Source organism: Lapillicoccus sp., assembly GCF_046595215.1.
GTDB lineage: Bacteria > Actinomycetota > Actinomycetes > Actinomycetales > Dermatophilaceae > Lapillicoccus.
Genome location: NZ_JBKJPP010000024.1, coordinates 1 through 25,644 on the forward strand (window position 1 = coordinate 1; position 25,644 = coordinate 25,644).

General features: G+C 72.7%; 26 protein-coding genes. 21 read left to right on the forward strand and 5 right to left on the reverse strand.

The window, feature by feature from the left end; translation table 11 throughout:
* Positions 1–71: 71 nt before the first annotated feature.
* The 4 genes from ACLL9L_RS02250 to ilvA are packed head-to-tail and all read left to right on the forward strand — an operon-like array spanning position 72 to position 4,568.
* The gene (locus ACLL9L_RS02250; RefSeq protein WP_411283019.1) at positions 72–1,259 is read left to right on the forward strand and encodes a cystathionine gamma-synthase; all 1,188 of its coding nucleotides are present in this window, start codon (positions 72–74) and stop codon (positions 1,257–1,259) included.
* A 3-nt stretch (positions 1,260–1,262) separates the two neighbouring features.
* On the forward strand, positions 1,263–2,576 hold the full coding sequence (locus tag ACLL9L_RS02255) for a glutamate mutase L (RefSeq protein WP_411283020.1): 1,314 nt from the start codon (positions 1,263–1,265) through the stop codon (positions 2,574–2,576).
* A gap of 9 nt (positions 2,577–2,585) precedes the next feature.
* Entirely contained in the window at positions 2,586–3,341 is a 756-nt protein-coding gene (locus tag ACLL9L_RS02260; RefSeq protein ID WP_411283021.1) for a VanZ family protein, read from the forward strand.
* Positions 3,342–3,350: 9 nt separating this feature from the next.
* Positions 3,351–4,568: a threonine ammonia-lyase gene (ilvA, locus tag ACLL9L_RS02265; protein WP_411283022.1), complete on the forward strand. Its 1,218-nt coding sequence runs from the start codon at positions 3,351–3,353 to the stop codon at positions 4,566–4,568.
* 29 nt (positions 4,569–4,597) lie between these two features.
* Here the strand turns inward: ilvA and greA are convergent, their stop codons facing one another.
* Both greA and ACLL9L_RS02275 read right to left on the reverse strand, forming a co-directional pair.
* Positions 4,598–5,086: a transcription elongation factor GreA gene (gene greA / locus ACLL9L_RS02270; protein ID WP_411283023.1), complete on the reverse strand. Its 489-nt coding sequence runs from the start codon at positions 5,084–5,086 to the stop codon at positions 4,598–4,600.
* Positions 5,087–5,314: 228 nt separating this feature from the next.
* On the reverse strand, positions 5,315–5,692 hold the full coding sequence (locus ACLL9L_RS02275) for a DUF4307 domain-containing protein (protein WP_411283024.1): 378 nt from the start codon (positions 5,690–5,692) through the stop codon (positions 5,315–5,317).
* A 120-nt stretch (positions 5,693–5,812) separates the two neighbouring features.
* Between ACLL9L_RS02275 and mca the strand changes: the two genes are divergently transcribed.
* The 3 genes from mca (at position 5,813) to ACLL9L_RS02290 (ending at position 7,677) form a co-directional block, all read left to right on the forward strand.
* The gene (gene mca, locus ACLL9L_RS02280; RefSeq protein WP_411283064.1) at positions 5,813–6,790 is read left to right on the forward strand and encodes a mycothiol conjugate amidase Mca; all 978 of its coding nucleotides are present in this window, start codon (positions 5,813–5,815) and stop codon (positions 6,788–6,790) included.
* On the forward strand, positions 6,790–7,047 hold the full coding sequence (locus tag ACLL9L_RS02285; RefSeq protein WP_411283025.1) for a hypothetical protein: 258 nt from the start codon (positions 6,790–6,792) through the stop codon (positions 7,045–7,047). Before mca ends, ACLL9L_RS02285 begins: the two co-directional genes overlap by 1 nt.
* A gap of 240 nt (positions 7,048–7,287) precedes the next feature.
* Positions 7,288–7,677 (forward strand): VOC family protein, encoded by a 390-nt coding sequence (locus ACLL9L_RS02290; RefSeq protein ID WP_411283026.1) that lies wholly within the window; start codon positions 7,288–7,290, stop codon positions 7,675–7,677.
* Positions 7,678–7,690: 13 nt separating this feature from the next.
* Here ACLL9L_RS02290 and trhA read toward each other — a convergent pair whose 3' ends face one another.
* A complete protein-coding gene (trhA, locus tag ACLL9L_RS02295) occupies positions 7,691–8,389 on the reverse strand; it encodes a PAQR family membrane homeostasis protein TrhA (RefSeq protein ID WP_411283027.1) in 699 nt (232 codons plus the stop codon).
* A 128-nt stretch (positions 8,390–8,517) separates the two neighbouring features.
* On the opposite strand from trhA, the gene ACLL9L_RS02300 reads away from it, so the two are divergent.
* From ACLL9L_RS02300 to ACLL9L_RS02310, 3 genes are all read left to right on the forward strand, one after another.
* Complete coding sequence (locus tag ACLL9L_RS02300) at positions 8,518–9,279, forward strand: isoprenyl transferase (protein WP_411283028.1); 762 nt, start codon at positions 8,518–8,520, stop codon at positions 9,277–9,279.
* A gap of 439 nt (positions 9,280–9,718) precedes the next feature.
* Positions 9,719–10,954: a PhoH family protein gene (locus ACLL9L_RS02305; RefSeq protein WP_411283065.1), complete on the forward strand. Its 1,236-nt coding sequence runs from the start codon at positions 9,719–9,721 to the stop codon at positions 10,952–10,954.
* A gap of 363 nt (positions 10,955–11,317) precedes the next feature.
* Positions 11,318–12,070 (forward strand): hypothetical protein, encoded by a 753-nt coding sequence (locus ACLL9L_RS02310; RefSeq protein ID WP_411283029.1) that lies wholly within the window; start codon positions 11,318–11,320, stop codon positions 12,068–12,070.
* 111 nt (positions 12,071–12,181) lie between these two features.
* On the opposite strand, the gene coaA is transcribed toward ACLL9L_RS02310, so the two are convergent.
* Positions 12,182–13,147 carry a type I pantothenate kinase gene (coaA, locus tag ACLL9L_RS02315; RefSeq protein WP_411283030.1) on the reverse strand — a complete coding sequence of 322 codons (966 nt, stop codon included), beginning with the start codon at positions 13,145–13,147 and terminating at the stop codon, positions 12,182–12,184.
* Positions 13,148–13,188: 41 nt separating this feature from the next.
* Here coaA and glmS point away from each other — a divergent pair, with 41 nt between their 5' ends.
* The 11 genes from glmS (at position 13,189) to ACLL9L_RS02370 (ending at position 24,236) form a co-directional block, all read left to right on the forward strand.
* Entirely contained in the window at positions 13,189–15,048 is a 1,860-nt protein-coding gene (gene glmS, locus ACLL9L_RS02320; protein WP_411283031.1) for a glutamine--fructose-6-phosphate transaminase (isomerizing), read from the forward strand.
* Positions 15,049–15,070: 22 nt separating this feature from the next.
* On the forward strand, positions 15,071–15,421 hold the full coding sequence (locus ACLL9L_RS02325) for a holo-ACP synthase (protein WP_411283032.1): 351 nt from the start codon (positions 15,071–15,073) through the stop codon (positions 15,419–15,421).
* A 3-nt stretch (positions 15,422–15,424) separates the two neighbouring features.
* On the forward strand, positions 15,425–16,909 hold the full coding sequence (locus ACLL9L_RS02330; protein WP_411283033.1) for a bifunctional ADP-dependent NAD(P)H-hydrate dehydratase/NAD(P)H-hydrate epimerase: 1,485 nt from the start codon (positions 15,425–15,427) through the stop codon (positions 16,907–16,909).
* Positions 16,910–16,988: 79 nt separating this feature from the next.
* Entirely contained in the window at positions 16,989–18,170 is a 1,182-nt protein-coding gene (alr, locus tag ACLL9L_RS02335; protein WP_411283034.1) for an alanine racemase, read from the forward strand.
* A complete protein-coding gene (locus tag ACLL9L_RS02340; protein ID WP_411283035.1) occupies positions 18,167–19,387 on the forward strand; it encodes an alpha/beta fold hydrolase in 1,221 nt (406 codons plus the stop codon). The genes alr and ACLL9L_RS02340 overlap by 4 nt, the downstream gene beginning before the upstream one ends.
* Positions 19,377–19,943 carry a tRNA (adenosine(37)-N6)-threonylcarbamoyltransferase complex ATPase subunit type 1 TsaE gene (gene tsaE / locus ACLL9L_RS02345; RefSeq protein WP_411283036.1) on the forward strand — a complete coding sequence of 189 codons (567 nt, stop codon included), beginning with the start codon at positions 19,377–19,379 and terminating at the stop codon, positions 19,941–19,943. Before ACLL9L_RS02340 ends, tsaE begins: the two co-directional genes overlap by 11 nt.
* 10 nt (positions 19,944–19,953) lie before the next feature.
* Positions 19,954–20,628: a tRNA (adenosine(37)-N6)-threonylcarbamoyltransferase complex dimerization subunit type 1 TsaB gene (tsaB, locus tag ACLL9L_RS02350; protein ID WP_411283037.1), complete on the forward strand. Its 675-nt coding sequence runs from the start codon at positions 19,954–19,956 to the stop codon at positions 20,626–20,628.
* Entirely contained in the window at positions 20,625–21,077 is a 453-nt protein-coding gene (gene rimI / locus ACLL9L_RS02355) for a ribosomal protein S18-alanine N-acetyltransferase (RefSeq protein ID WP_411283038.1), read from the forward strand. Before tsaB ends, rimI begins: the two co-directional genes overlap by 4 nt.
* Complete coding sequence (gene tsaD, locus ACLL9L_RS02360) at positions 21,074–22,120, forward strand: tRNA (adenosine(37)-N6)-threonylcarbamoyltransferase complex transferase subunit TsaD (protein WP_411283039.1); 1,047 nt, start codon at positions 21,074–21,076, stop codon at positions 22,118–22,120. The genes rimI and tsaD overlap by 4 nt, the downstream gene beginning before the upstream one ends.
* Positions 22,121–22,289: 169 nt before the next feature.
* A complete protein-coding gene (locus ACLL9L_RS02365; RefSeq protein WP_411283040.1) occupies positions 22,290–23,321 on the forward strand; it encodes a nucleoside hydrolase in 1,032 nt (343 codons plus the stop codon).
* 90 nt (positions 23,322–23,411) lie between these two features.
* The gene (locus ACLL9L_RS02370; protein WP_411283041.1) at positions 23,412–24,236 is read left to right on the forward strand and encodes a ribokinase; all 825 of its coding nucleotides are present in this window, start codon (positions 23,412–23,414) and stop codon (positions 24,234–24,236) included.
* Positions 24,237–24,308: 72 nt separating this feature from the next.
* Here ACLL9L_RS02370 and ACLL9L_RS02375 read toward each other — a convergent pair whose 3' ends face one another.
* Positions 24,309–25,535: a THUMP-like domain-containing protein gene (locus ACLL9L_RS02375; RefSeq protein WP_411283042.1), complete on the reverse strand. Its 1,227-nt coding sequence runs from the start codon at positions 25,533–25,535 to the stop codon at positions 24,309–24,311.
* Positions 25,536–25,644: the final 109 nt, after the last annotated feature.

Genomic DNA, 25,644 nt, shown 5'->3' on the forward strand with positions numbered 1-25,644 from the left:
GCCGGGCGGAGGCAGTTGCCGCGCAGGAGGTAGCGGGTCGGGCTCGTAGTGAGCGGCGATAGCCTGCCCCCATGACCTCCCCGCCCGCCGATCACGGTTTCGCCACCCGCGCCATCCATGCCGGTCAGGAGGCGGACGCCGGCACCGGCGCCGTCGTCACGCCGATCTATCAGGTCTCGACCTACAAGCAGGACGGCATCGGCGGCTTCCGCGGGGGCTACGAGTACTCCCGTTCGGCCAACCCGACCCGCACCGCCCTCGAGGAGTGCCTCGCGGCCCTCGAGGGCGGCGGCCGCGGCTTCGCGTTCGCCTCCGGACTCGCCGGCCAGGACACGGTCGTGCGCTCGCTGCTCACCCCCGGTGACCACGCGGTCGTGCCGTCGGACGCCTACGGCGGCACCTACCGCTACTTCAACAAGGTGGCCGGGCCGCAGGGCATCGAGCACACCATCGCGTCCCTGTCCGACGTCGACGCCGTCCGCGCCGCGATCCGCCCCGGGACCACCAAGCTCGTCTGGGTCGAGACCCCCACCAACCCGCTGCTCAACATCGCCGACATCCGCGCGCTCGCCGAGGTCGCCCACGCCGCCGGCGCGCTGCTCGTGGTCGACAACACCTTCGCGACGAGCTATCTCCAGAACCCCCTGGCGCTCGGAGCCGACATCGTCACCCACTCGACCACGAAGTATGCCGGTGGGCACAGCGACGTCGTCGGCGGCGCCGTCGTCACCGCGCAGGACATCACCGTCAAGGGTCTCGAGGACGCGTCCGAGCGAATCGCGTTCCACCAGAACTCGATCGGGGGAATCGCCGGCCCGTTCGACGCATGGCTGGTGCTGCGGGGGCTCAAGACCCTCGCGGTCCGGGTCGAGCGGCACTGCGACAACGCCGAGGTCGTCGTCGAGCACCTGATGGGCCACCCCGCCGTGGAGGCGGTCTTCTACCCCGGCCTCGACACCCACCCCGGACACGACGTGGCGGCCAGGCAGATGAAGCGCTTCGGCGGCATGGTCTCGATCCTGCTGAAGAACGGCGAGCAGTCGGCGGTCAACGTCTGTGCCGCCACGAAGATCTGGACCCTCGGCGAGTCGCTCGGCGGGGTCGAGTCGCTGATCGAGCACCCCGCCCGGATGACCCACGCCTCGGTCGCCGGCACCGAGCTGGAGGTGCCGCGCAACCTCGTGCGCCTCTCGGTCGGCATCGAGGACGTGGGCGACCTCGTGGGCGACCTCGACGCGGCCCTCTCCGCGCACGGCTGAGCGGTGGGGCAGGTCCTCTGCGTCGACTTCGGGTCGACGTTCACCAAGGCGGCCCTGGTCGAGTCCGGCTCGGGCGAGGTCATCGGCTCGGCCTCCACCCCGACCACGATCGGCACCGACCTGCTCGACGGCCACCGGACTCTGCTCGCTCGCCTCGGTGTCCCGGAGGGGACCCCCGCCGTCGCCTGCTCGAGCGCCGGCGGGGGACTGCGCCTCGCGGTGGTCGGCTACGAACGAACGGTCACGGCCGAGGCCGGTCAGCGGGTCGGTCTCAGTGCCGGCGCCAAGGTCGTCCACCTCTGCGCCGGCCCGCTCGACGGGGCCGCGGTCGCCGGGCTCCGCGCGGCCCGCCCCGACATCATCCTGCTCGTCGGGGGGACCGATGGCGGCAACGCGGACGTCCTGCTGCACAACGCCATTCGGCTGGCGAGGGCGCGCCTGCCCGTGCCGGTGGTCGTCGCGGGCAACGTCGATGCGCGCGACGACGTGGTGGCCACCCTCGCGGCGACCGGCCGGCGGCTCGTCGTCGCCGACAACGTCGTCCCCCAGATCGGGGTCATCGCCCCGCAGAGCGCCCGCTCGGCGATCCGGACCGCGTTCCTCGAGCACGTCATCGGCGGCAAGGGACTCTCCCGTGACCCGCGCTTCGCGCAGCTGGTCCGCGCCCCGACGCCGGACGCCGTCCTGCGCGGCGTCGAGGTCCTCGCCGACGTGCACGGCACCGACACCCTCGTCGTCGACATCGGCGGCGCGACGACTGACGTCTACTCCTGCGTGACCCCCGAGGGCGAGGACGCGACCCTGCGCAAGGACGTCGTCGCCCCGCTCTGGCACGCCCGCACCGTCGAGGCCGACCTGGGCATGCGCTGGAACGCCGAGGGCGTCGTCGAGGCGGCCACGAGGGAGGGCCTCCCGACGAGCGAGGGCCTCCGGGCGTATGCCGCGTCGCTCGTCGCGCGCCCGGCCCACCTTCCCGCCGACCCCGACGAACGCGGTATGGACCTCGAGCTGGCGCGGCTGGCCGCCCTCGTGGCGGTGCGCCGCCACGCGCGACCAGCCGGCCCTGGAGAGCGGCCCTGTGCGCTCGGCAAGGTCGGGCTGGTCCTCGGCTCCGGGGGGGTCCTGCGGCACCACCCGGCGGGCGAGGTCCGCCCCGTCCTCGAGGCCGTGACGACGGACCACTGCGGGGGCTGGAAGCTGCCGAGCGGGGCACGGACCGGCGTCGACACGGCATACCTGCTCGCCGCCGTCGGCCTGCTCGCGGACCGCGATGATGGGACCGCGACGGCGTTGGCGCGCCGGATCGTGCAGGAGTGAGGTGGGGGGATGGGCCTGACATTCAACGACATCGGGGCTCTCGTCGTGCTGCTCACCCTCGCGGTGTGGTTCGCGTGGCTGCTGCGCGGTCGCTCGCCCCGCACGTGGCCGTGGTCCCTCGTCCTGCTGCTGCCCGTGGCCGTCGCGCTCGCGGTGGTCGCCATCGACGACGGGTCCCCGGTCTACCTCTGGCGGTTCATCAGCCTCGACGAGCCCTTCGTGCCGAGCGTGGTCGTCGTCGTGTCGCTCCTCGTGGCGCTCGTCCTCCGGCTGCGTCACCGGCCCTGGCGCAGCGCGTTGTGGGTCGGCGCCTCCCTGCTGCTCATCGGGCTCGCGACGGTGCCGTCGCAGTCTGGCCGGCCCTCCCTCGCGGGCGACCCGGCAGCCCGGCTGCGGGCGTGCGTGGCTGATCCGCACCGCTGGCTCCCTCCCGGCCTCAGCAACGTCGGCGCGAGCCAGCTGACCGCGGAGACGCTGCCCAACGTCGCGCTCTTCGTCCCCCTCGGCGTCGGCATCGTCCTCGTCATGCGGCGGTCGGCGTGGGGACGGGTGCTCGGGGCCGCGGCGCTGAGCATCGGGATCGAGAGCTATCAGGCCGTCCTCACCACCCGGGTCTGCTCGCCCGTCGACGTCATGGCCAACTCCCTCGGAGCGGCTCTCGGCTACGTCCTCGGAGCCCTCGCCCTGGGCGTGGCCCGGCGCCTGCACCGAGACGTCGGCGAGCCGGTCGTCGTCCCGCACGCCGGGCCCGACGCAGGTCGATAGCCTTCGCGCATGACCCCCCTGCCCGTCACCGCCGACGACATCCACGCCGCGCAGGCGCTGCTTGACGGGGTCGTGCGACCGACGCCGATGGAATACAGCCGGGCCCTGTCCGAGCGGGTCGGCAGCGAGGTGTTCCTCAAGTGCGAGAACCTCCAGCGGGCCGGGTCGTTCAAGATCCGCGGTGCCTACACGCGGATGGCCAGGCTGAGCGAGCAGGAGAAGGCGCGCGGCGTCGTGGCGGCCAGTGCCGGCAACCACGCCCAGGGCGTGGCCCTCGCGGCCCAGCTGCTCGGGATCCACTCCAAGGTCTACATGCCGCTCGGGGCCCCGATGCCCAAGCTCGTGGCGACCCGGGCCTACGGCGCCGAGGTGGAGCTCATCGGCACCACGATCGACGAGTGCCTGGTGGCCGCCCGTGCGTGGGAGGCCGAGACGGGCGCGGTCCTCATCCATCCCTTCGACCACCCGGACATCGTGGCGGGACAGGGCACCTGCGGCCTCGAGATCCTCGACCAGTGTCCGGACGTGCGGACCATCGTCGTGTGCACCGGCGGGGGAGGCCTGCTCGCCGGGATCGCCGCCGCCGTCAAGGCGACCCACCCCCACGTGCGCGTCATCGGCGTGCAGGCCGAGCAGGCCGCGGCATACCCGATGTCACTCAAGGCCGGCCGGCCCGTCCCCCTCGAGAGCATGGCGACGATGGCCGACGGCATCGCCGTCGGGTGTCCCGGCGAGGTGCCCTACGCCATGATCGAGCAGCTCGTGGACGGCATCGAGACCGTGAGCGAGGCTGCCCTCTCACGGGCGCTGCTGTTCCTCCTCGAGCGCGCCAAGCTCGTTGTCGAGCCGGCCGGAGCCGCTGCGGTCGCCCGGCTCCTCGACCCGTCGTCGCGCCAGCTCGAGGGTCCCGTCGTCGCCGTCCTGTCAGGAGGCAACATCGACCCGCTGCTGATGCTGCGGATCATCCGGCACGGCCTGGCGGCGGCCGGGCGCTACCTCCAGTTCTCGGTCCGGGTGCCCGACCGTCCGGGCTCCCTGGCCCGGCTGCTCGCCGACCTCGTCACGGTCGACGCCAACATCGTCGAGGTCCAGCACTCGCGCAGCGAGTCGAGCCTGCTCGTCCACGAGGTCGAGATCCACGTCGAGTGCGAGACCAAGGGACCCGACCACCGCGAGGAGGTGCTGCGCTCGCTGCGGACGATCGGCTACCGGCTGATCTTCCACTGATCCCGAGCGTCTGATCCTGCGCCTCGTGCTCAGGCCTTGTAGGGCTGCGCCTTGAGGATCTTCACCGTGATCGTGGTGCCTGAGGGCGTCTGGTACTTCGCGCTCTGGCCGACCTTCTTGCCGTTGATCGACTTGCCGAGGGGTGACTGCTCGGAGAAGACCTCGAGGCCGCTGTCGCCCTTGATCTCGCGGTGGCCGAGCAGGAAGGTCTCCTCCTCGTCGAACATCTCGACCGTGACGAGCATGCCCGGCTCGACGATGCCGTCGTCGGCCGGGGTCTCCCCGACCTTGGAGTGGTCGAGCAGCTGCGTCAGCTGGCGGATCCGGGCCTCCATCTTGCCCTGCTCCTCCTTGGCCGCATGGTAGCCGCCGTTCTCCTTGAGGTCGCCCTCCTCACGAGCCGCCTCGATGCGCTTGGCGATCTCGCTGCGGCCCTCGCCGGACAGGGTCTCCAGCTCAGCCTTGAGACGGTCGAACGCCTCCTGCGTGAGGAAGCTCGTGGGCACGGTCTCGGTCACGTGGTACTCCTTGGATTGCCCCCGTCGCCGTCGCACCGCATGACGGGCTGAGGGGTGGTGCGTCGTGGTGGCGCCCGGGCTCGTCACTGGCGGCGCCCAAGCAACAGGGTCCGGACCCGCGACGGTCCAGACCCAGGTGGTGAAGCATCCAGCGTAACAACTTCCCGTATGCCGTGCACCCACCGCCGCCCCCGCCGCTGCCCCCGTCCTCGCCGCCGCCGATGCCGTTCAGGTGCGGACGCAGTCCTGGACGACGCCCGTGACGGCGCGGGCGGCCGTCCTGATGGTCGCGACGTGGTGCGTCGTGCCCTCCGCGCCGGGCGGGATCGCGACGACGGCGCTGCCGACGACGCCGAAGTGCCCGTCGAGGGCCCGCAGGGTGCAGCTCAGGCTCAGCTGCGGCGGCCGGGTGACGTCGAAGCGGATCAACACGCTGGAGTCGTCGACGACGTCATAGGCCACCGTCGTCGCCGTGATTCGGTTGCCCGAGTCGTGCAGGGAGACCCAGCTGATGGCGGCCACGGCCAGGACGATGGCGACGGTCCCGAAGAGCCACCAGCGCCCGGTGCCGGGAGCCGGCCGGGGGAGCGCCCGGACAATCGCCATGTGGTCGTGCCTTCCGGTGCGAGGAGGCGTCACCCTCGGTGACATGATGGTCAACCGTAGATCGAGCAGGAACGGACGACGGAAGCAGGTACGCCGGTGGATCCCCGAGGGCTGCGGCTGATGGCCGTGCATGCGCACCCCGACGACGAGTCGAGCAAGGGTGCGGCGACGACCGCGAAGTACGTCGCCGCCGGCGCCGAGGTCCACGTCGTCTCCTGCACGGGCGGGGAGCGTGGCGACATCCTCAACCCGCAGCTCAAGCAGGACGTGCACATCCTGCGCGACCTCGTCCAGGTGCGCCGGGACGAGATGCGGGCTGCCCAGGAGATCCTCGGGTGCGGCCACACCTGGCTCGGGTTCGTCGACTCCGGCCTGCCCGAGGGCGACCCGCTCCCGCCGCTGCCCGAGGGGTGCTTCGCCCTCGAGCCGATCGAGGTGACCACCGAGGCGCTGGTCCGGGTCATCAGGGAGCAGCGCCCCCACGTCATGACGACCTACGACGAGATGGGCGGCTACCCCCACCCCGACCACATCACCTGCCACACCGTCTCGATGTCGGCCTTCGCGGCCGCCGGCGACCCCACGGCATACCCCGACGCGGGTGAGCCGTGGCAGCCCTTGAAGATCTACTACAACCATGGCTTCACCCGCGGGCGGATCATGGCCTTCCACGAGGCGCTCGTCGCCCGGCAGATGGAGTCGCCCTACGTCGACTGGATCAAGGCCTGGGAGAAGCGTCCCGAGCGGACGATCACGACACGGGTCGAGTGCGGGGCCTGGTTCCCCGTCCGCGACCGGGCGCTGATGGCCCATGCGACGCAGGTCGACCCCGACGGCACGTTCTTCCGGGTCCCCCTCGACCTGCAGCGCGAGATCTGGTCGACCGAGGACTACGAGCTGGCGCTGTCCTACCTGCCGTTCGACGGACCGGAGGACGACCTCTTCGCCGGCGTGGGGTCGCTCCACGAGGCGGACGCCCTGGCGTCCAAGGCCGGTCTGACGCTGGCCCATGACGGTCGGACGACCCCGGAGCCCGTCGTGGCAGCGGCCGACGAGCGGGCCGGCCAGCAGCCCGGCCAGCACGACGAGGACGCCTGATGGGCGGCACCCCGTCCACCGACATCGGGCCAGGGCTGGGCGCGTTCATCGCCTTCTTCGCCCTGGCGATCATCTTGTGGTTCCTGATGCGCAACATGAACGGCCGGATGCGCCGGATGGCCTACCGGGAGCGGGAGCGCATCGAGGCGCTCGAGGCGCAGGAACGCGCGGCATCGGGCGCGACCGGCGCCGCAGACGACGCACCGCAGGACCCGGGCGGGTCCGGGCCACCGGGCAGATCCGGGCCCGCGGCCTGACCTGCACCGTTCCCACGAACGCGGCCGCCGGCGAGTCGACAGCGACCACCAATGGGCCGCGACCGAAGCCCGCCGCCACGTGGACGAGGGACCTGGGGTCAGGCGTCCGGGGGTGGGGCGTCGGGGGTGAGGCTGCCAGGGGCACCGTCGGGCTCTGGCCCTCGGGCCCGCGCGGACGTAGGGTGACGGGTTGTCGGGTCGTCCCACCCGGCCTTGCGGACCCACGTGGAGGTGGCGGTCATGAGCGGTCGTCTGGTGCACTTCGAGATCCCCTTCGACGACGGGGAGCGAGCGCGGGCGTTCTACCGCGAGGCCTTCGGCTGGAGCGTCATGACCATGCCGGAGATGGACTACACGATGGTCTCGACCGGTCCGTCGAGCGAGGAGGGTGGACCGTCGGAGGCCGGCTACATCGGCGGCGGGATGCTCCAGCGCAGCGCCGTGCAGCAGGCGCCGGTGGTCACGATCGACGTCGACGACATCGACGCGGCGCTGGAGAAGATCGAGAGCCTCGGCGGGAAGACCGTCGTGCCCCGCCAGCCCGTCGGCGGGATGGGCTTCACGGCATACTTCACCGACACCGAGGGCAACCTCACCGGGCTGTGGCAGACAACGCCTCAGGCGGGCTGACCGTCCCCCCGCGTCAGGCGGTGACGCCGACGCCGTAGACGGCGAGCGAGGCCGCGACGTAGTGGGTGACGAAGGCCGCCACCGTGAAGGCGTGGAAGATCTCGTGGAAGCCGAACCAGCGCGGTGAGGGGTTTGGCCGCTTCGTGGCGTAGACGAGCGCGCCGAGCGTGTAGAGCAGCCCCCCGACGGTCATGAGCGTGACGATCGCGGGTCCGCCGTTGTGCAGCAGCGGGCCGAAGTAGAAGACCGCGACCCACCCGAGGGCGACGTAGATAGGCGTGTAGAGCCAACGCGGCGCCCCGACCCAGAACACCCGGAAGAGGACGCCCCCGAGCGCCCCGAGCCACACGATGAGCAGCAGCGTGCGCGCCTGGTCGCCCGGGAGCAGCGTCAGCGCGAAGGGCGTGTAGGAGCCGGCGATGATGAGGAAGATGTTGGAGTGGTCGAGCCGCTTGAGCACGCCGTTGGCGCGCGCCGACCACGTACCGCGGTGGTAGAGCGCCGACGTCCCGAACAGCAGCGCGGCCGTGACCGTGAAGACGAGGGCGCCGACCCGGGCCTTGCCCTCGGGCGCTAGCAGCGTGAGCACGAGGCCGGCGACCAGGGCGAGGGGGAACGTGCCGGCGTGGAGCCACCCCCGCAGGCGTGGCTTGACCGCGGCGACGAGCTCCTCGACGGGACCCTGGTCGGGCGTGACGGGTTGGCTGCTCATGCACTCCACACTAACTTACTGAACCGTAGGTTACGGAAGCGTAGGTTGTGAGGCCGGGCACGAGGTGGGGCCGGAAGGGTAGCGTGGTGAGGCGGCATCGCACCGGCGCGGCGGCAGAGGGAGGGCACGTGGGTCTCAACGACCTGCTCTACGGCGTGTACGAACGACGGCTCGCGCGCCGTCTGGGTGCTGACGCGGCCCCACGGCACGTCGGCGTCATGCTGGACGGTAACCGGCGCTGGGCCCGGGCCAACGGCTTCGAGACCAGCGACGGTCACCAGGCCGGTGCCGACAAGATCAAGGACCTGCTCCAGTGGTGTGAGGACGCCGGCGTCGAGGTCGTGACCCTCTGGCTCCTGTCCACCGACAACCTCAGCCGCAGCGACGACGAGATCGTCCCGCTGCTGAGGATCATCGAGACCGCCGTCTCCGACCTCGCGGCGGAGGGACGCTGGCGGCTCCACCCAATCGGCGCGCTGGACCTGCTGCCCGTCGAGACCGCCCTGAGCCTCAAGGCCTCGGCAGAGGCCACCCGCGAGATCGGCGGACTGCACGTCAACGTCGCCGTCGGCTACGGCGGCCGGCAGGAGATCGCGGACGCCGTGCGCGCCCTGCTCCTGGAGCACGCGGCGCTCGGGACCCCGATCGACCTCATCGCCGAGTCGGTGAACATCGAGGAGATCGAGGCGCACCTCTACACCAAGGGTCAGCCCGACCCCGACCTCGTCATCCGCACGTCGGGCGAGCAGCGCCTCGGCGGTTTCCTGTTGTGGCAGAGCGCGAAGTCGGAGTTCTACTTCTGTGAAGCCTACTGGCCCGACTTCCGCCATGTGGACTTCCTGCGCGCCCTGCGGTCCTACGCGGAGCGTGAGCGCCGGTTCGGGCGCTGAGACCGCGACGTTGCAGGCGGATGAACTCTGCGCGCCACTGCGCGACACTCCGCCGTTGTGCACGCAGACCCGCGCGGATCGACGTACCGTCGACAGTGACGCAGGGCACCCCGTCCGGCGTTCGGGAGGGCTGATCAGATGGAGCGACACCAGCTCCGAGCGGAGGGCCGGTCCCGGTCCGCCTGCGCTGTGGCGGCCCGGTCCCGGCACCTCGTTCGCGAGTAGGCACGCCTTGCCGTGTGCCGCCTAGGAGTCGGAATTGGCTACGAACCGTCGTTCCACGTCCACCGCCTCAACCGCGCCGCCCCGCGCGCGCACGAGCGATCCGGGCAGCAGCCCGGCCGCGGATCCGCTCGCCGGCAGCGGGCCGGATGCGCAGGGCCCGACCAACAAGACGTTCGTCCTCGACACGTCGGTGCTCCTCTCCGACCCGCGGGCGATGCTCCGGTTCAAGGAGCACGAGGTCGTCCTGCCGATCGTGGTCGTGACCGAGCTCGAGGCCAAGCGCCACCACCCGGAGCTCGGCTACTTCGCCCGCCAGGCATTGCGCCTGCTCGACGACCTCCGGATCAGTGAGGGCCGCCTCGACAGGCCCGTGCTCGTCGGTGACGAAGGCGGCACCTTGCGGGTGGAGCTCAACCACACCGACGCCACGGCGCTGCCGGCGGGGTTCCGGTTGGGGGACAACGACACGCGGATCCTCTCGGTGGCCAAGAACCTCGCCGACGAGGGCTTCGACGTCACGGTGGTGAGCAAGGACCTCCCGATGCGGGTGAAGGCCTCGGCCGTCGGTCTTGCGGCCGAGGAGTATCGCGCCGAGCTCGCCGTCGACTCGGGCTGGACCGGCATGAGCGAGCTCGACGTCACCGTCGAGGAGATGGACTCGCTCTACGAGAACGGTCGCGTCGAGCACGCTGCGGCTGCCGAGCTGCCCTGCCACACCGGCCTCGTGCTGCTCTCGCCGCGGGGAAGCGGTCTGGGGCGCGTCGGGGCCGACAAGCAGGTGCGACTCGTGCGCGGTGACCGCGACGCCTTCGGCCTCCACGGGCGCAGCGCCGAGCAGCGCATCGCCCTCGACCTGCTGCTGGACCCCGACGTCGGCATCGTCAGCCTCGGCGGGCGGGCCGGCACCGGCAAGTCGGCCCTCGCGCTGTGTGCGGGGCTCGAGGCGGTCATGGAGCGCCGACAGCACCGCAAGGTCGTCGTCTTCCGGCCCCTGTATGCCGTGGGCGGCCAGGAGCTCGGCTACCTCCCGGGCACGGAGGCGGAGAAGATGGGCCCGTGGGGCCAGGCCGTCTTCGACACCCTGGGCGCGCTCGTCTCGACGGAGGTCGTCGAGGAGATCATCGACCGGGGGATGCTCGAGGTCCTGCCCCTGACCCACATCCGGGGACGTTCGCTGCACGACGCTTTCGTCATCGTCGACGAGGCCCAGTCGCTCGAGCGCAACGTCCTACTCACCGTGCTGTCGCGGATCGGTCAGAACTCCAAGGTCGTGATGACCCACGACGTCGCCCAGCGCGACAACCTGCGGGTGGGCCGCCACGACGGGGTCGCCGCGGTCATCGAGGCGATGAAGGGCCACCCGCTCTTTGCCCACGTCACCCTGACCCGCAGCGAGCGCAGCCCCATCGCCGCCCTCGTCACCGACCTCCTGGAGGGCATCGTGCTCTGAGGACGGAGCCCTGCGGACCGGCGGGACGAACGACGGGAAGCAGCCGTGGATCGGTGACGTCCTGTGCGGGCCGCACCGCCAGCATCCCGTCGTTGGTCCCGGACACGTTCGGGCTGACCATGCTCAGTGCCGGTAGCGCGCCCCTGGTGACCCGGGCGTCACAGAAGCCTCACCGGCATACCCAGGATTTGGCCGGGGTGCCGGGGGCGTGGCACAGTTCGATGCGAAACATCTCGTTTTGGTAACGCAGCCACCGGTGCCCCCGTCACCGGTGACGGCTCGCGACGTGTAGCGGGCCGGTGCCTGGCAGTGGTCGTCCCCCGGGGGACGACCACTGCTCCATGTGAAGAGGAGCTCCATCGAATGGGAACCCCGTACGCCGGCCGACACCGGCCGGCCCGGTCGACACCTGACGTCCCCACCGCCGCAGGCGTGCGACACGTCTCGGCAAGGGTTCTCCGCCGCCCGCTGCTGTCCGGCGGCGCGGCGCTCGTCCTCGTCTGCGCCTCGGCTGCCACCTACGCCAAGGCCGGCGACGTCACGAGCGGGCCCGCCGCGACGCTCACCGTGCCCGCCGCCGCCACCAGCCAGGCGAGCGAGAGTCGCGCCGATCAGCTGGACCAGATGGACCGCAAGCGCGACGCCCCTGGCGTCGCCGGGCAGGCCGCCGCCGTCGCCCAGGCCGCCGCCACCGCCCAGGGCGCGGCTGCGCAGGCCGCGGAGCTGGCCCAGCTGACTGCCGAGCGCCAGGCCACCGCCGACCGTGCGGCCCGGGACGCCCAGCGTCAGGCCGTCGTGGCCAGCGCCCAGCAGGACCCCCGCTCCGTGGCCCGCTCGATGCTCGGTGACTTCGGGTGGAACGACTCGCAGTGGCGCTGCCTCGAGCAGCTGTGGACCGGCGAGAGCGGCTGGAACTACCAGGCCGCCAACGCCTCCTCCGACGCCTACGGCATCCCACAGGCACTGCCCGCCGCCAAGATGGGCACCGTCGCTGCCGACTACCGCACCAACCCGGTCACCCAGATCACCTGGGGGATGCAGTACGTCAAGGCCACCTACGGCAGCCCGTGCGCCGCGCTCGGCAGCTGGAACTCCCGCTCCCCGCACTGGTACTGACCGGACCCGCCCCAGACCAGCCCCCCAGCCCCTTTCCCTCGGTGGAGGTATATCCGAGCTCTCTAGCGCTCGGATATACCTCCACCCAAGGGGTGAGAGCCTCCAACCCGGTCAGAGCTTGCGCAGGCGCACCCGGCGGACGCTGTGGTTGGGCCCCTTGGTCAGCACGAGCGAGGCACGCGAGCGGGTGGGCAGGATGTTGTCGGTCAGGTTGGGGCCGTTGATCTCCTGCCAGATCCCGGCGGCCTTGGCCCGCGCCTGCTCGTCGGACAGCGCGGCATACCGGTGGAAGTAGGAGTCCGGGTTGGCGAACGCCGTCTGCCGCAGCCGCAGGAAGCGCTCGATGTACCAGGCCTCGATGTCCTCGACCCGGGCGTCGACGTAGACGGAGAAGTCGAAGAAGTCGCTGACCGCCATCCCGGTCCCGCCGTCGGCCCGGATGGGGGGCGCCTGCAGGACGTTGAGCCCTTCGACGATGAGCACGTCGGGGCGGCGCACCGTGACCCGCTCGGTGGGGACGATGTCGTAGGTCAGGTGGGAGTAGACCGGCGCCGTGACCTCGTCCCTGCCGGCCTTCACCTCGGCGACGAAGCGCAGCAGCGCCCGGCGGTCGTAGGACTCCGGGAAGCCCTTGCGCGCGAGCAGGCCCCGGCGCTCGAGCTCGGCGTTCGGGAGGAGGAAGCCGTCCGTCGTCACGAGCTCGACCTCGGGGGTCCCCGGCCAGCGGGCCAGCAGCTCACGCAGGATGCGGGCCGTCGTCGACTTGCCGACCGCGACCGACCCGGCCACCCCGATGATGAAAGGCGTCCGGGGCGGCCGCTCCCCCAGGAAGTTGCTGGTGATGCGGTGCAGCTGACCGGTCGCGCCGACGTAGTAGTTGAGCAGTCGCGACAGCGGGAGGTAGACCTCCTCCACCTCCTGGAGGTCGAGGCGGTCTCCCAGGCCCTGGAGCCGGCTCACGTCCTTGGCGGTCAGGCCCAGCGGATGGTTCTCGCGCAGCCGGGACCACGCCGCGCGGTCGAGCTCGACGTACGGCGACGGGAGCGCGCGGCGATCGGTGGCGGTCTGCTGTGACACGCGCACATTCTGTCTCATCGGGCCCCGTTAGGGTGGCCTGCATGTGTGGGATCGTGGGCTACGTGGGTCCGAATGTCGACGGCACGGCTCTCGACGTCGTCATGGAGGGCCTGGCCCGACTCGAGTACCGGGGGTACGACTCAGCCGGGGTGGCGCTGATCGACGGTGACCACGTCGTGACCGAGAAGCGGGCCGGCAAGCTGGTCAACCTGCGCGAGGCGCTCGTGGTGCACCCGGTGCCCCCGTCGAGCACCGCGATCGGTCACACCCGCTGGGCCACGCACGGCGGACCCACCGACAACAACGCCCACCCGCACCGGGGCGGCACCGACGGCAAACTGGCGCTGATCCACAACGGGATCATCGAGAACTTCCACTCGCTCAAGTCCCGCCTCGTCGACGACGGCGTGACCTTCACCTCCGAGACCGACACCGAGGTGGCGGCCCACCTCGTGGCCCGCGCGTTCGAGCAGACCGGTGACCTCACGGACGCGATGCGGGTCGTCGTGGCCGACCTCGAGGGCGCGTTCACGCTGCTCGCCGTGCACGCCGATGCGCCCGGCGTCGTCGTCGGCGCCCGTCGCAACAGCCCCCTCGTCGTCGGCCTCGGCGACGGCGAGAACTTCCTCGGCTCGGACGTCTCGGCCTTCATCGGGCACACCCGGGAGGCGTTGGAGCTCGGCCAGGACCAGATCGTCACTATCACCCCCGGGTCGGTCTCGGTGGTCGGTTTCGACGGCAGGCCCGCGCAGGGCACGGCATACCACGTCGACTGGGACGCGGCGGCGGCCGAGAAGGGGGGCTATCCCAACTTCATGACCAAGGAGATCCACGAGCAGCCCCACGCCGTCGCCGACACCCTCCTCGGACGCACCGACGAGAGCGGCCGGCTCGTCCTCGACGAGCTGCGGATCTCCGAGGACGCCCTGCGCGCCATCGACAAGATCGTCGTCATCGCCTGCGGCACCGCGGCCTACGCCGGCATGGTCGCCAAGTACGCGATCGAGCACTGGACCCGGATCCCCTGCGAGGTCGAGCTGGCCCACGAGTTCCGCTACCGCGACCCGGTCATCAACGAGCGCACCCTCGTCGTGTCGATCTCGCAGTCCGGCGAGACGATGGACACGCTCATGGCGGTCAAGCACGCCCGCCACCTCGGCGCCCTCACGATCTCGATCTGCAACACCCACGGGTCGACCATCCCGCGCGAGTCGGACGCCGTCCTCTACACCCACGCCGGGCCGGAGATCGCCGTCGCCTCGACCAAGGCGTTCCTGGCGCAGATCACCGCGACCTACATCCTGGGCCTCTACCTCGCCCAGTTGCGCGGCGGGACCTTCGCCGACGAGGCGCACGCGGTGATGAAGGAGCTGCAGGGCATCCCCGACAAGATCCAGACGGTGCTCGACTCGATGGACCGCGTCCGTGAGGTCGCCCGCTTCATGGCCGACACCCGCTCGGTGCTCTTCCTCGGTCGCCACGTCGGCTACCCCGTCGCGATGGAGGGGGCGCTGAAGCTCAAGGAGCTCGCCTACATCCACGCCGAAGGGTTCGCCGCCGGCGAGCTGAAGCACGGCCCGATCGCCCTCATCGAGGCCGGGCAGCCGGTCTTCATCATCGTCCCGTCACCGTCCAGCGAGCACGGCCTGCACGGCAAGGTCGTCTCCAACATCCAGGAGATCCGGGCCCGCGGCGCCCGCACCCTCGTCATCGCCGAGGAGGGCGACGAGGACGTCGTGCCCTTCGCCGACGAGGTCATCCGGGTGCCGGCGTCGGCCCCGCTGCTCGCCCCGCTGCTGACCGTCGTCCCCCTGCAGATCTTTGCCTGCGAGCTGGCGACGGCCAAGGGCCACGACGTCGACCAGCCCCGCAACCTCGCCAAGTCGGTCACGGTCGAGTGAGCGCCGTGGGAGGTGGGCAGGGGTGATCGTCGGGGTGGGCATCGACGTGGTCGACATCGAGCGCTTCGGCAAGACGCTCGAGCGGACCCCGGCGCTGCGCCGGCGGCTCTTCACCGAGGAGGAACGACACCTCGGACTCGCCTCTCTCGCAGCCCGTTTCGCGGCGAAGGAGGCCCTGGCCAAGTCCCTCGGCGCCCCGGCCGGGATGTCGTGGACCGATGCCACCGTCGTCAAGGACGTCGACGGCCGGCCCCACCTGCGCGTCACCGGCACGGTCGCGGCCCGCGCGGACGCGCTCGGCGTCGACTCCCTCCACCTGTCCCTCTCCCACGACGCCGGGATCGCCTCGGCCGTCGTCATCGCCGAAGGCTGACCCATGATCGAGGCCTATGCCATCGCCGACGTGCGCACCGCGGAGGCCGCGACGATGGCCCGCCTGGCCGAGGGCGAGCTGATGGCCCGGGCGTCGGGTGGCCTCGCGCAGGTCGCCGCCGCCCGTCTCGCCGGCCGCCGCGGCCGCCGCGTCGTCGCCCTCGTCGGCCGCGGCAACAACGGCGCCGACGCCCTGTATGCCGTGGGCCTGCTCGCGCAGGAGGGCCACAACGCCGCGGCGGTCACCACCGAGGACGGCGCGGTCGAGCACGCAGTCGAGGCGGCCCGGGCCGCCGGCGCGACCGTGCTGAGCGGGGTAGACCCGCAATGGCGGGCCCTGGTCGAGGAGGCCGACGTCGTGCTGGACGGCATCACGGGCATCGGCGGCCGGCCGGGGCTCTCCGCCGAGGCGCGCGCCTGGGTCGACGCGGTCCCCGGCGACGCCTGGGTCATCGCCGTCGACCTCCCGAGCGGAGCCGACCCGGCCGGCGAGGTCGCCGCCGACGACATGGTCTTCGCGGACGAGACGGTGACCTTCTCGGTCGCCAAGCCCGTCCACCTCCTTCCGCTGACCGAGCCGGCCGTCGGCCGGCTCACCACGGTCGACATCGGGATCGAGCTCGACGGGCTGCGGCCCGTCGTCGAGAGGCTCACCCACGACGACGTGGCCGCGCTCTGGCCGGTGCCGACGGCGAGCTCCGACAAGTACTCCCGGGGCGTGGTCGGCATCGTCGCCGGCTCCCCGACCTATCCCGGTGCGGCCGTCCTCAGCGTGCTCGGGGCCCTCGGCGGCGGCCCCGGCATGGTGCGCTACCTCGGGCCGCCCGAGGTGGGCCACCTCGTGCACCAGGCCGCCCCGGAGGTCGTCACGGCTGCCGGGCGGGTCCAGGCCTGGGTCGTCGGCTCCGGGATGGACCCGCAGGACGAGACGGAGGCCGGCGCCCTGCAGCGTCGTCGCGCGCAGGAGGCCCTCGACAGCGACCTGCCCGTCGTCGTCGACGCCGGGGCCCTCGACCTGATCGACCGGCGCGAAGCCCCGACCCTGCTCACGCCGCACGCCGGTGAGTTGGCCCGGCTGCTGACCCGGCTCGGGGCGGGGCCCGGGGGAGGCAGCGGGCGTGGTGCGGTCAGCAGGGCGGACGTCACCCGGGACCCTCTGGGGCACGCGCGTGCCGCGGCGGCCCGCACCGGAGCGACCGTGCTCCTCAAGGGCGCCCACACCCTGGTCGTGTCACCGGAGCCCGCCGACCCGGTCCGCTCCCAGGCCGACGCGCCCGCGTGGCTGGCGACGGCCGGCGCCGGAGATGTCCTCGGTGGCCTCCTCGCCACCTTGCTCGCGGCTGGCCTGAGCCCGCTCGACGCGGGGTCGCTCGGGGCCCTTGTCCACGGCGTCGCAGCCGCCCGGTGCAACCCCGGGGGGCCGATCCGGGTCCGTGACCTGGCCCACGGCATACCGTCGACCGTCGCGGCCCTCCTCACCCGCGGCTGAGCACGCGGCTGAGGCACTGGCCCGGTCCGGGTGGATCCGCTCCGACGTCCCCGGCCCACCTGACACACTGGTGCCTGCGATGACCGACCACCACCCCACGAGCGCGACCGTCGGCGTCCCGGCAACCGCCCTGATCGACACCGCCGCCATCAGCGCCAACGTCAGGGCGCTGCGCGAGCACGCCCCGGGTGCCGCCCTGATGGCCGTCGTCAAGGCGGGCGGCTACGGCCACGGGCTGCTCACCAGCGCCCGGGCCGCCCAGGTCGGGGGAGCCGACTGGCTGGGGGTCGCGCAACTGGCCGAGGCGGTCGCCCTGCGTGAGGCCGGCATCAGCGGACGGCTCTTCAGCTGGTTGCACGTCCCGGGGACCGACTTCGCCGCGGCCCTGGAGGGTGACATCGACCTCTCGGCGTCCGCGCCCTGGGCCCTGGAGGAGATCGCGGCCGCGGCCGCCGCCACCGGACGGACCGCCCGGGTGCACCTGAAGGTCGACACGGGACTGGGGCGCAACGGTGCCTTCGGCGACGACTTCCTCGACCTCGTCACGGCGGCGCGTCGGCTCGAGGCCGCCGGCGCGCTGTCCGTCGTCGGGGTGTGGTCGCACTTCGCCTACGCCGACGAGCCGGAGCACCCCACGGTGCGCCACCAGCAGGAGGTCTTCGAGGAGGCCGTGCGGGCCGCCGAGCGGGCCGGCTGCCACCTCGAGGTGCGCCACCTCGCCAACTCTGCGGCCACCCTGACCAACCCGGCGGTGCACTACGACCTCGTCCGGCCCGGGATCGCGCTCTACGGGCTGTCGCCGGTGCCCCGGGTGGGGGGTCCGGCCGCCTTCGGGCTGACGCCGGCGATGACGCTCACGGCCCGGCTCGCGAACGTCAAGCGGGTTCCCGGCGGGCAGGGGGTCTCCTACGGGCACACCTACACGACCCCGGGCGAGACGGTGCTCGGCCTCGTCCCGCTCGGCTACGCCGACGGCATACCTCGTGGTGCCTCGAACGTGGGCCCGGTGGCCGTCTGCGGTCGGCGGCACACCGTCGCCGGGCGGGTGTGCATGGACCAGTTCGTGCTCGACCTTGGCCCGGACAGCACCGCCCGGCCCGGCGACGAGGTGCTCGTCTTCGGGGCCGACCCGAGCGGCCCGAGCGCCCAGGACTGGGCCGACGCGACGGGCACGATCAGCTATGAGATCGTCACCCGGGTCGGGGCGCGCGTCCCGCGCGTCGCAGCGGGGACGGTCTCGACCGAGGAGGACCACGGGTGAATCTCTCGACCGGCAGGAGGGGCCTCATCGGCCTCGGGGTCGGCCTCGGCGTGGCCGGCGCCGCCACGGCCGCCGGGATCGTGGCCGACCGGGTCAACCGGCGACGCGGCGACGCCCTCGAGACCGGGGAGCGCCTCGTCGCGGTGGCGTCGACGGAGATCGTGGTCGTCGCGGACGACGGCGTCCCGCTCCACGTCGAGATCGACGAGCCGGACGAGGGCAGCGAGACCCACCTGGACGGGATGCCCAAGCCGACTGTCGTGCTGTCACACGGCTACTGCCTGACGTCGGAGTGCTGGGTCTTCCAGCGGGAGGCCCTGACCCGGGCCGGCTACCGCGTCGTCGCCTGGGACCAACGGGGCCACGGCCGCTCGGAGAAGGGTGCCAGGGAGTCCTACACGATCACCCAGCTCGGTGAGGACCTCTTCCGGGTCGTCGAGGCGACCGCTCCCGAGGGCCCATTGGCGCTGGTCGGGCACTCGATGGGCGGCATGACGACGATGGCCCTCGGCGCGAGCCGCCCCCAGTTGGTCAAGGAGCGGGTCATCGCCTTCGGCTGCATCTCGACCTCCCCCGGGGGGATCGCGCTGGCCAACGGCGACATCGCTGCGAGTGCCGGACGGATCCTGCTTGAGCGGCTCGGGCCCCGGGTCGCCGGCCTGTTCGAGTCCCGACCCGAGCTGCTCCGGGGGCTGCTCAAGGCCAACAGGGAGCTCGAGGACTTCCTCGTCGACCGCTACTCCTTCTCGTCGCCGGTCCCGCGGAGCGTCATCGCGCTCACGGCCAAGATGCTGCTCGGCACCGACCTCGGCGTGATGTCCTCGTTCACCCCGGCCTTCGAGAACTACAACCAGGTCGCCGCGCTGGCGCACTTCGACGGGGTGGAGACCCTCGTCTTCAACGGCGAGCACGACGTGCTGACGCCCCCACAGCACAGCGAGGCGATCGTGCGGGCGATCCCCGGAGCCGAGCACGTCATCATCCGCGATGCCGGACACGTCATCATGCTCGAGCACCCGGACCTGCTCAACGAGCAGCTGGCCGCTCTCTTCGAGCGGGCGGTGCGGGCCATCGACCGCGACGTCGACGTCGAGCGAAAGCCGCGGGTGCGCCAGATCGTCACGGACCTGGGGAAACGGCGCCGGATGGAGCGCGGTCTCGAGCGTCGCAGGTCCGACGGTCCGGGCCGGCGCAGCCCCCGGGACCATGCCTCCTGAGGCAGCACCCGGCGTCGTGCGCACGATCACCCTGGCCACCGCAGACGACACCCGGGCCCTGGGCGCGGGGCTCGGCCGGCTGCTGCGCGCAGGCGACCTCCTGGTCATGACCGGCGACCTCGGCGCGGGCAAGACGACCCTGACCCGGGGCGTCGGCGAGGGACTCGGGGTCCGGGGCCCGGTCACCTCCCCGACCTTCGTCATCGCCCGCGTGCACCCGACGGAGGTCGGCGGTCCGGCGCTGGTCCACGTCGACGCCTACCGCCTCGGGGGCCGGCTCGAGCTCGACGACCTCGACCTCGACGCCTCCCTCGAGCAGAGCGTCACCGTCGTCGAGTGGGGGCACGGCGTCGCAGAGCCGCTCTCCGACGACCGGATCGAGGTCGTCCTGCAGGTTCACGCTGCCCACTCCACCCACGACCCGCTCGACTCCGCTGACGCCGGGGACGACGAGTCGCGGACGGCGTCGATCACGACGGTCGGGGCCCGGTGGGCCACCCCGTCCGCCGTCGCGGCCCTGGACGCCCTCGTCCTGCGCCCCGGGTCCCCCGGATAGCCTGAGCACCGTGCTCCTGCTCGCCCTCGACACCTCCACGACGGCGATCACCGTGGCCCTGCACGACGGGTCCTCGGTGCTTGCCGAGTCCACGACCCTCGATGCCCGCGGCCACGCGGAGCACCTCGCGCCGGGACTCGTCCGCGTGCTCGAGCAGGCCGGTGGGGCCCCGCGCGACATCACGCACGTCGCCGTCGGGCTCGGCCCGGGCCCGTTCACCGGGCTGCGGGTCGGCATCGTCACCGCCCGCACCCTCGCCCTGTCGGTCGACGCCACTCTCCACGGCGTGTGCAGCCTCGACGCCCTCGCCCACGCGGCCTGGGGCACCGGTGTCGTCAGTGACGGGGCACTCCTCGTCGCCACCGACGCGCGCCGCAAGGAGGTCTACTGGGCCCGGTATGCCGTGGCCGCCGGGGGAGCGACCCGGGTCACCGAGCCGGCCGTCGCCCTGCCCGGCGACCTGCCGTCCGACGTCGTGGGCCTGCCGGCGGTGGGGCGCGGGCCGGTGCTCTACCCGCGGGACTTCGGGCCGCACGGCATACCGCTCGACGTGTCCGCGGGCTGGCTGGCCGACCTCGTCGTGGGACGGCTCGCGCGCGGGGAGGCCGTCGACGAGCAGGAGCCGCTCTATCTGCGACGCCCGGACGCCGTGCCCTCCGTGCGGACGAGGTCGGCGATCGGATGAGCCTGCGCGAGATGGCCTGGCTCGACATCCCGGTGCTCGCCGCCCTCGACGCCGAGCTGTTCCGCGACGACGCCTGGAGCGAGCCGACGTGGTGGGGCGAGCTGGCCGGGCGCCCGGGCCGCGACTACGTCGTCGCGGCCGACGGCGACCGCATCAGCGGGTATGCCGGGCTGCACCACGGCGGGGACGTCGCGGACGTGATGACCATCGCGGTCGCGCCGGGGGAGCACCGGCGCGGAGTCGGCGACGAGCTGCTGACCGAGCTGGTCGCCCGGGCCGGCCGGGGCGGAGCCGGGGCGCTGATGCTCGAGGTGCGGGCCGACAACGGGCCGGCGCTCCGGCTCTACGCGCGTCACGGGTTCGAGCAGGTCAGCGTCCGGCGCCGCTACTACCAGCCGGGCGACGTCGACGCGATCGTCATGCGGCGACGGATCGGAGGGGGGCGATGAGCGACGAGCCACTCGTCCTGGGCGTAGAGACCTCGTGCGACGAGACGGGGGTGGGGATCGTGCGGGGGGAGACGCTGCTGGCCGACGCGGTCGCGAGCAGCGTCGACGAGCACGCGCGGTTCGGTGGTGTCGTGCCCGAGGTGGCCAGCCGGGCCCACCTCGAGGCCATGGTGCCGACGATCGCCCGCGCTTGCCGCGACGCCGGGGTGGCGCTGACCGATCTCGACGCGATCGCCGTGACGTCCGGACCGGGGCTGGCCGGGGCCCTGCTCGTCGGGGTGGCCGCGGCCAAGGCGCTCGCGGTGGGGCTCGACATCCCCATCTACGGCGTCAACCACCTCGCGTCGCACGTGGCGGTCGACATCGTCGAGCACGGGCCACTGCCCGAGCCGACCATGGCGCTGCTCGTCTCCGGTGGCCACTCGAGCCTGCTGCTGGTGAGCGACGTGACGCACGACGTCCGGCCGCTCGGTGCCACGATCGACGACGCCGCGGGAGAGGCGTTCGACAAGGTGGCGAGGGTGCTGGGGCTGCCGTTCCCCGGAGGGCCGCACATCGACCGGGCGGCACGGGAGGGCAACGCGATTGCCATCGACTTCCCGCGGGGGCTGACATCGGGCAAGGACATGACGCGACACCGGTACGACTTCTCGTTCTCAGGACTCAAGACCGCCGTCTCACGATGGGTGCAGCTGCGCGAGCAGTCGGGGGAGTCGGTCGTGGTGGCCGACGTGGCGGCGAGCTTCCAGGAGGCCGTCGTCGACGTGCTGACGCGCAAGGCGGTGCTGGCCTGCCGCGAGCAGGGGGTCGAGGACCTGCTCATCGGCGGCGGCGTGGCCGCGAACTCCCGGCTCCGGTCGATGGCCCAGGAGCGGTGCGACGCCGCGGGGATCCGCCTGCGCGTGCCCCGGCCGGGGCTGTGCACGGACAACGGCGCGATGGTCGCGGCGCTCGGGGCCCAGATGGTGCTGCGGGGCCGGACCCCTTCGCTGCTCGACCTGCCCACCGACTCCTCGATGCCGGTGACCCAGGTCCAGTCCTGACCCGGGACGGGCGCCGGGGGGGCCACAACGGCTCTGGAGGCCGCACCGGCTCGTGGATGGTGGGCTTGTTGCGTGGCCCGGCCCGAGAACCACCGTCGAGGCCGGCGCGGTCGGCCTCCTGACGCCCTGTCACCCGGACCGCCGGTCATCTGGCGGTAGCGTCGTGAGCATGCCCGTCGACGATTCCCTGCCCGGCGCCCGGGCCTCGACCGGGTCGTCGTCATCCCGCAGGCCGGTGGTGCTCGACGTGGACACGGGGGTCGACGACGCGTGCGCGATCCTGCTCGCCGCTGCGCACCCGGCCCTCGACCTGCGGGCGGTGACCTGCGTCGGTGGCAACGCGCCCGTCGACGACGTCGTGGCCAACACCCTGACCGTGCTGGACGCCGCCGGGCGAGCCGAGGTCCCCGTCGCCAGGGGCGCGGACCGGCCACTCCTCGAGCCGGCGGCCCACGCCCGCCACGTCCACGGCGAGGACGGGATGGGCGACCTCGACTGGCCGCGCTCCTCGCGGGTCCCGGATCCGCGGCACGCGGTCGAGCTGCTTCGCGACGTCCTGCTGTCCGCCGCTGCTGCGGGCGAGTCGGTGACCCTGGTGCCCCTCGCGCCGCTGACCAACATCGCCCTGCTCCTGCGGACCTATCCGTTGGTGGCCAACGGGATTCGAGAGATCCTGTTCATGGGTGGCGCCGTCGCGGTCGGCAACGCGACGGCCTCGGCCGAGTTCAACATCTTCCATGACCCGGAGGCCGCGGCGATGACCCTCGACGCGGCCGCCGAGCTCGCGATCCCGGTGACGATGTATGGCCTCGACGTCTTCTACGCCCCGACCGTCTCCCGTGCCGAGGCGGCCGAGCTCGTCGCTGCCGGCGGCCGGGGGAGCGCCGAGCTCGGGGGTCGGCTCATCGCGTTCCAGTGCCAGCGCTTCGACCGGCCAGCAGCGACGATCGGCGACGCCGGGGCGGTGTGCGCCGTCATCGACAGGGACGCCCTGACCTGTGAGCGGCGACCGGTCCGCGTCGAGCTGGCCGGCAGCTGGTCACGGGGCCGGACGATCGTCGACCGCCGCGAATGGTCCGGCGACCGGGCCCACGACCCGCACGGGCCGGCCCCCGGCGTCATCGACGTGGCGCTCGACGTCGACGCTGCCAGGTTCTCCCGCCTCTGGCTCGACACCGTCGCCGGACGCCTCGGCTCCTGAGCCGGCGACCAGCGAGCGCGGCTGGCACGGCTGGCGTGGCGGACACGGTGGACACGGCAGGCGGATCCGGCGGAGTGAGAGGATGCCCGGATGGGTCGAGTCGTCGTCGTCGGATCACTGAACATCGACCTGGTCACCCACGTCGAGCGGTTTCCCCAGCCCGGCGAGACCCTCCTCGGTCAAGGCCTCGAGCGGCTCGCCGGCGGCAAGGGAGCCAACCAGGCCGTCGCGGCCCGCGAGGCCGGTGCCGAGGTGGTCATGGTCGGCGCTGTCGGGGACGACGATGCGGGTCGCAGCTATGCAGCGCGCCTGCGGGGGCTGGGGATCGACACCCGGCTCGAGATCGTCGCCGGTCCCAGCGGGCACGCGATGATCACCGTCGACGAGGCGGGGGAGAACGTCATCATCGTCGTCCCCGGCGCCAATGCCCAGCTGGGGGAGAGCGCCCTCTCGGCCCTCGACGAGCTGGCCGCGGGCGACGTCGTCCTCGTCCAACTCGAGATTCCGTTGACCACTGCAGCGATCGCGGTCCGGCGGGCCTGCGCGCGCGGGGCGCGGGTCGTCATCAACTGCTCGCCGTATGCCGGGCTGCCGCCGGACGTCCTCGCGCTCGCCGACCCGGTGGTCGTCAACGAGTCCGAGGCGGCCCTCCTCGCCGACGGCGAGCTGGTGGCGACGTCGCTCCTCGTGACGTTCGGGGCGGCGGGGGCGATGTGGGACGGCGAGCGGGTCGACGGGGTGGCCGTCGCCGCAGGGGACGTCCTCGACACGACGGGCGCCGGGGACGCGTTCTGCGGCGCGTTGGCAGCAGCCCTCGCCGCGGGGGCCGACCGGTCCGGTGCCCTGCACCTGGCCGCCGGAGCCGGCGCGCGTGCCGTTCGACGCGTCGGCGCCCAGCCCGATCCGGCACTCTGAGGCGCGGTCGCACCCCTGGCAGGCGCGCCGGAGCGCACCGGGGGCTGGGACATCACTGAGGACGGCGGCGGGTCAGCCTGCGCGGACCACGAGCACGTGGGGCTGCGAGCGCACCCGGGTCAGGATCACGGTTGCCTCCCCCGCACCCTTGACTCGCAGCTGTCTGCGGACCGTGTCGGGGTCGAGCGGGACGCCTCGCTTCTTGATGGTCAGCCGCCCGATGTCGTGGTCGCGCAGCCACGCACGCAGCGCCTTGACGTTCCAGGGCATCGCCTCGACGACCGAGTAGCGGTGGGACCAGGAGATGTCGAGGGCGCGGTTGCTCGAGACGTAGCCGACACCATGGTCGAGCTCGGCCCCGTCAACCGCGTTGGCGAGCGCCCCCGTCAGCCCGGCCCGGATCACGGCTCGATCGGGCTCGTAGACATACGAACCCATCTCCGCGAGCGATCCAAGCGGTTCCGGGGAGTCCTCCGCGTCCGCCTCGGTGAGGGTGACCGCGACGCTGCCGGCACGGCATACGGACGCGGTCCGACCAACGGTCTGGACGAGCGGGCCCCACCACACCGCGCACTCGACCACCTCGCCGTTCCACGACGTCCACGCGGCCTCGGTGCCGGCGGGGACGGCCTGGTGCGGGAAGGTCGGGCTGAGCTTGGCGCCCGTCGCGGGGACGGCCCGGGCGAAGTCCTGCACCTGGTGCCAGGTGGGCGAGATTGCGTCGAGGGAGAAGACCCGCCGGGTCCTCCCGGTGATGTCGGCCGCGCCCCGAGCCCGACGGGCGGGGTCGAGCCAGAGGCCCGTGTGCCGGGTGGCCTCCCCGGTGGGCAGGGAGACGTCCTCGGCGCGGGCGTGGGCCACGTCGGCGTCCGGCCAGTGCCGCAGGTTGACGCCGGCCACGACGGCCGTGACCTCGTCCGAGTCGACGGCGCGGACCGCGAGGTCGAGGCCGGCCAGGGCCATCGCGTCGGCGCCGATCCCGCAGCCGAGGTCGTGGACGGCGCGGACCTCAGCGCGCAGGTAGCGCGAGGCGTGCCGGGCGGCCACCTCGAGCCGGGTGGCCTGCTCGAGCCCGTCCGGGGTGAAGAGCATCCCGTCGGCGAAGGCGCCGAGCTTGTCCCGACCGCGGGCCCGCAGCCGGGACTGGGTCAGTGCGGCGGAGACGACCTCGGCGCTGAACCCCGCCGAGCGCAGCCGGGTCTGGAGGGCGAGCTCACCCGCGGCGTCGTAGGGCGGCAGCGACTGCAGCAGCCCCCACCCCTCGCCGCCGACGAGCAGGGCGATCGAGGCGAGGTCCATGTCGTCCATCCTCGCAGGCCCCCGGCGAGCGTGGGACGACCGCATTCTGGCACTCGACTTGACCGAGTGCTAGCCGCGAACCTAGATTTGGCATCGTTGGCACTCTCCA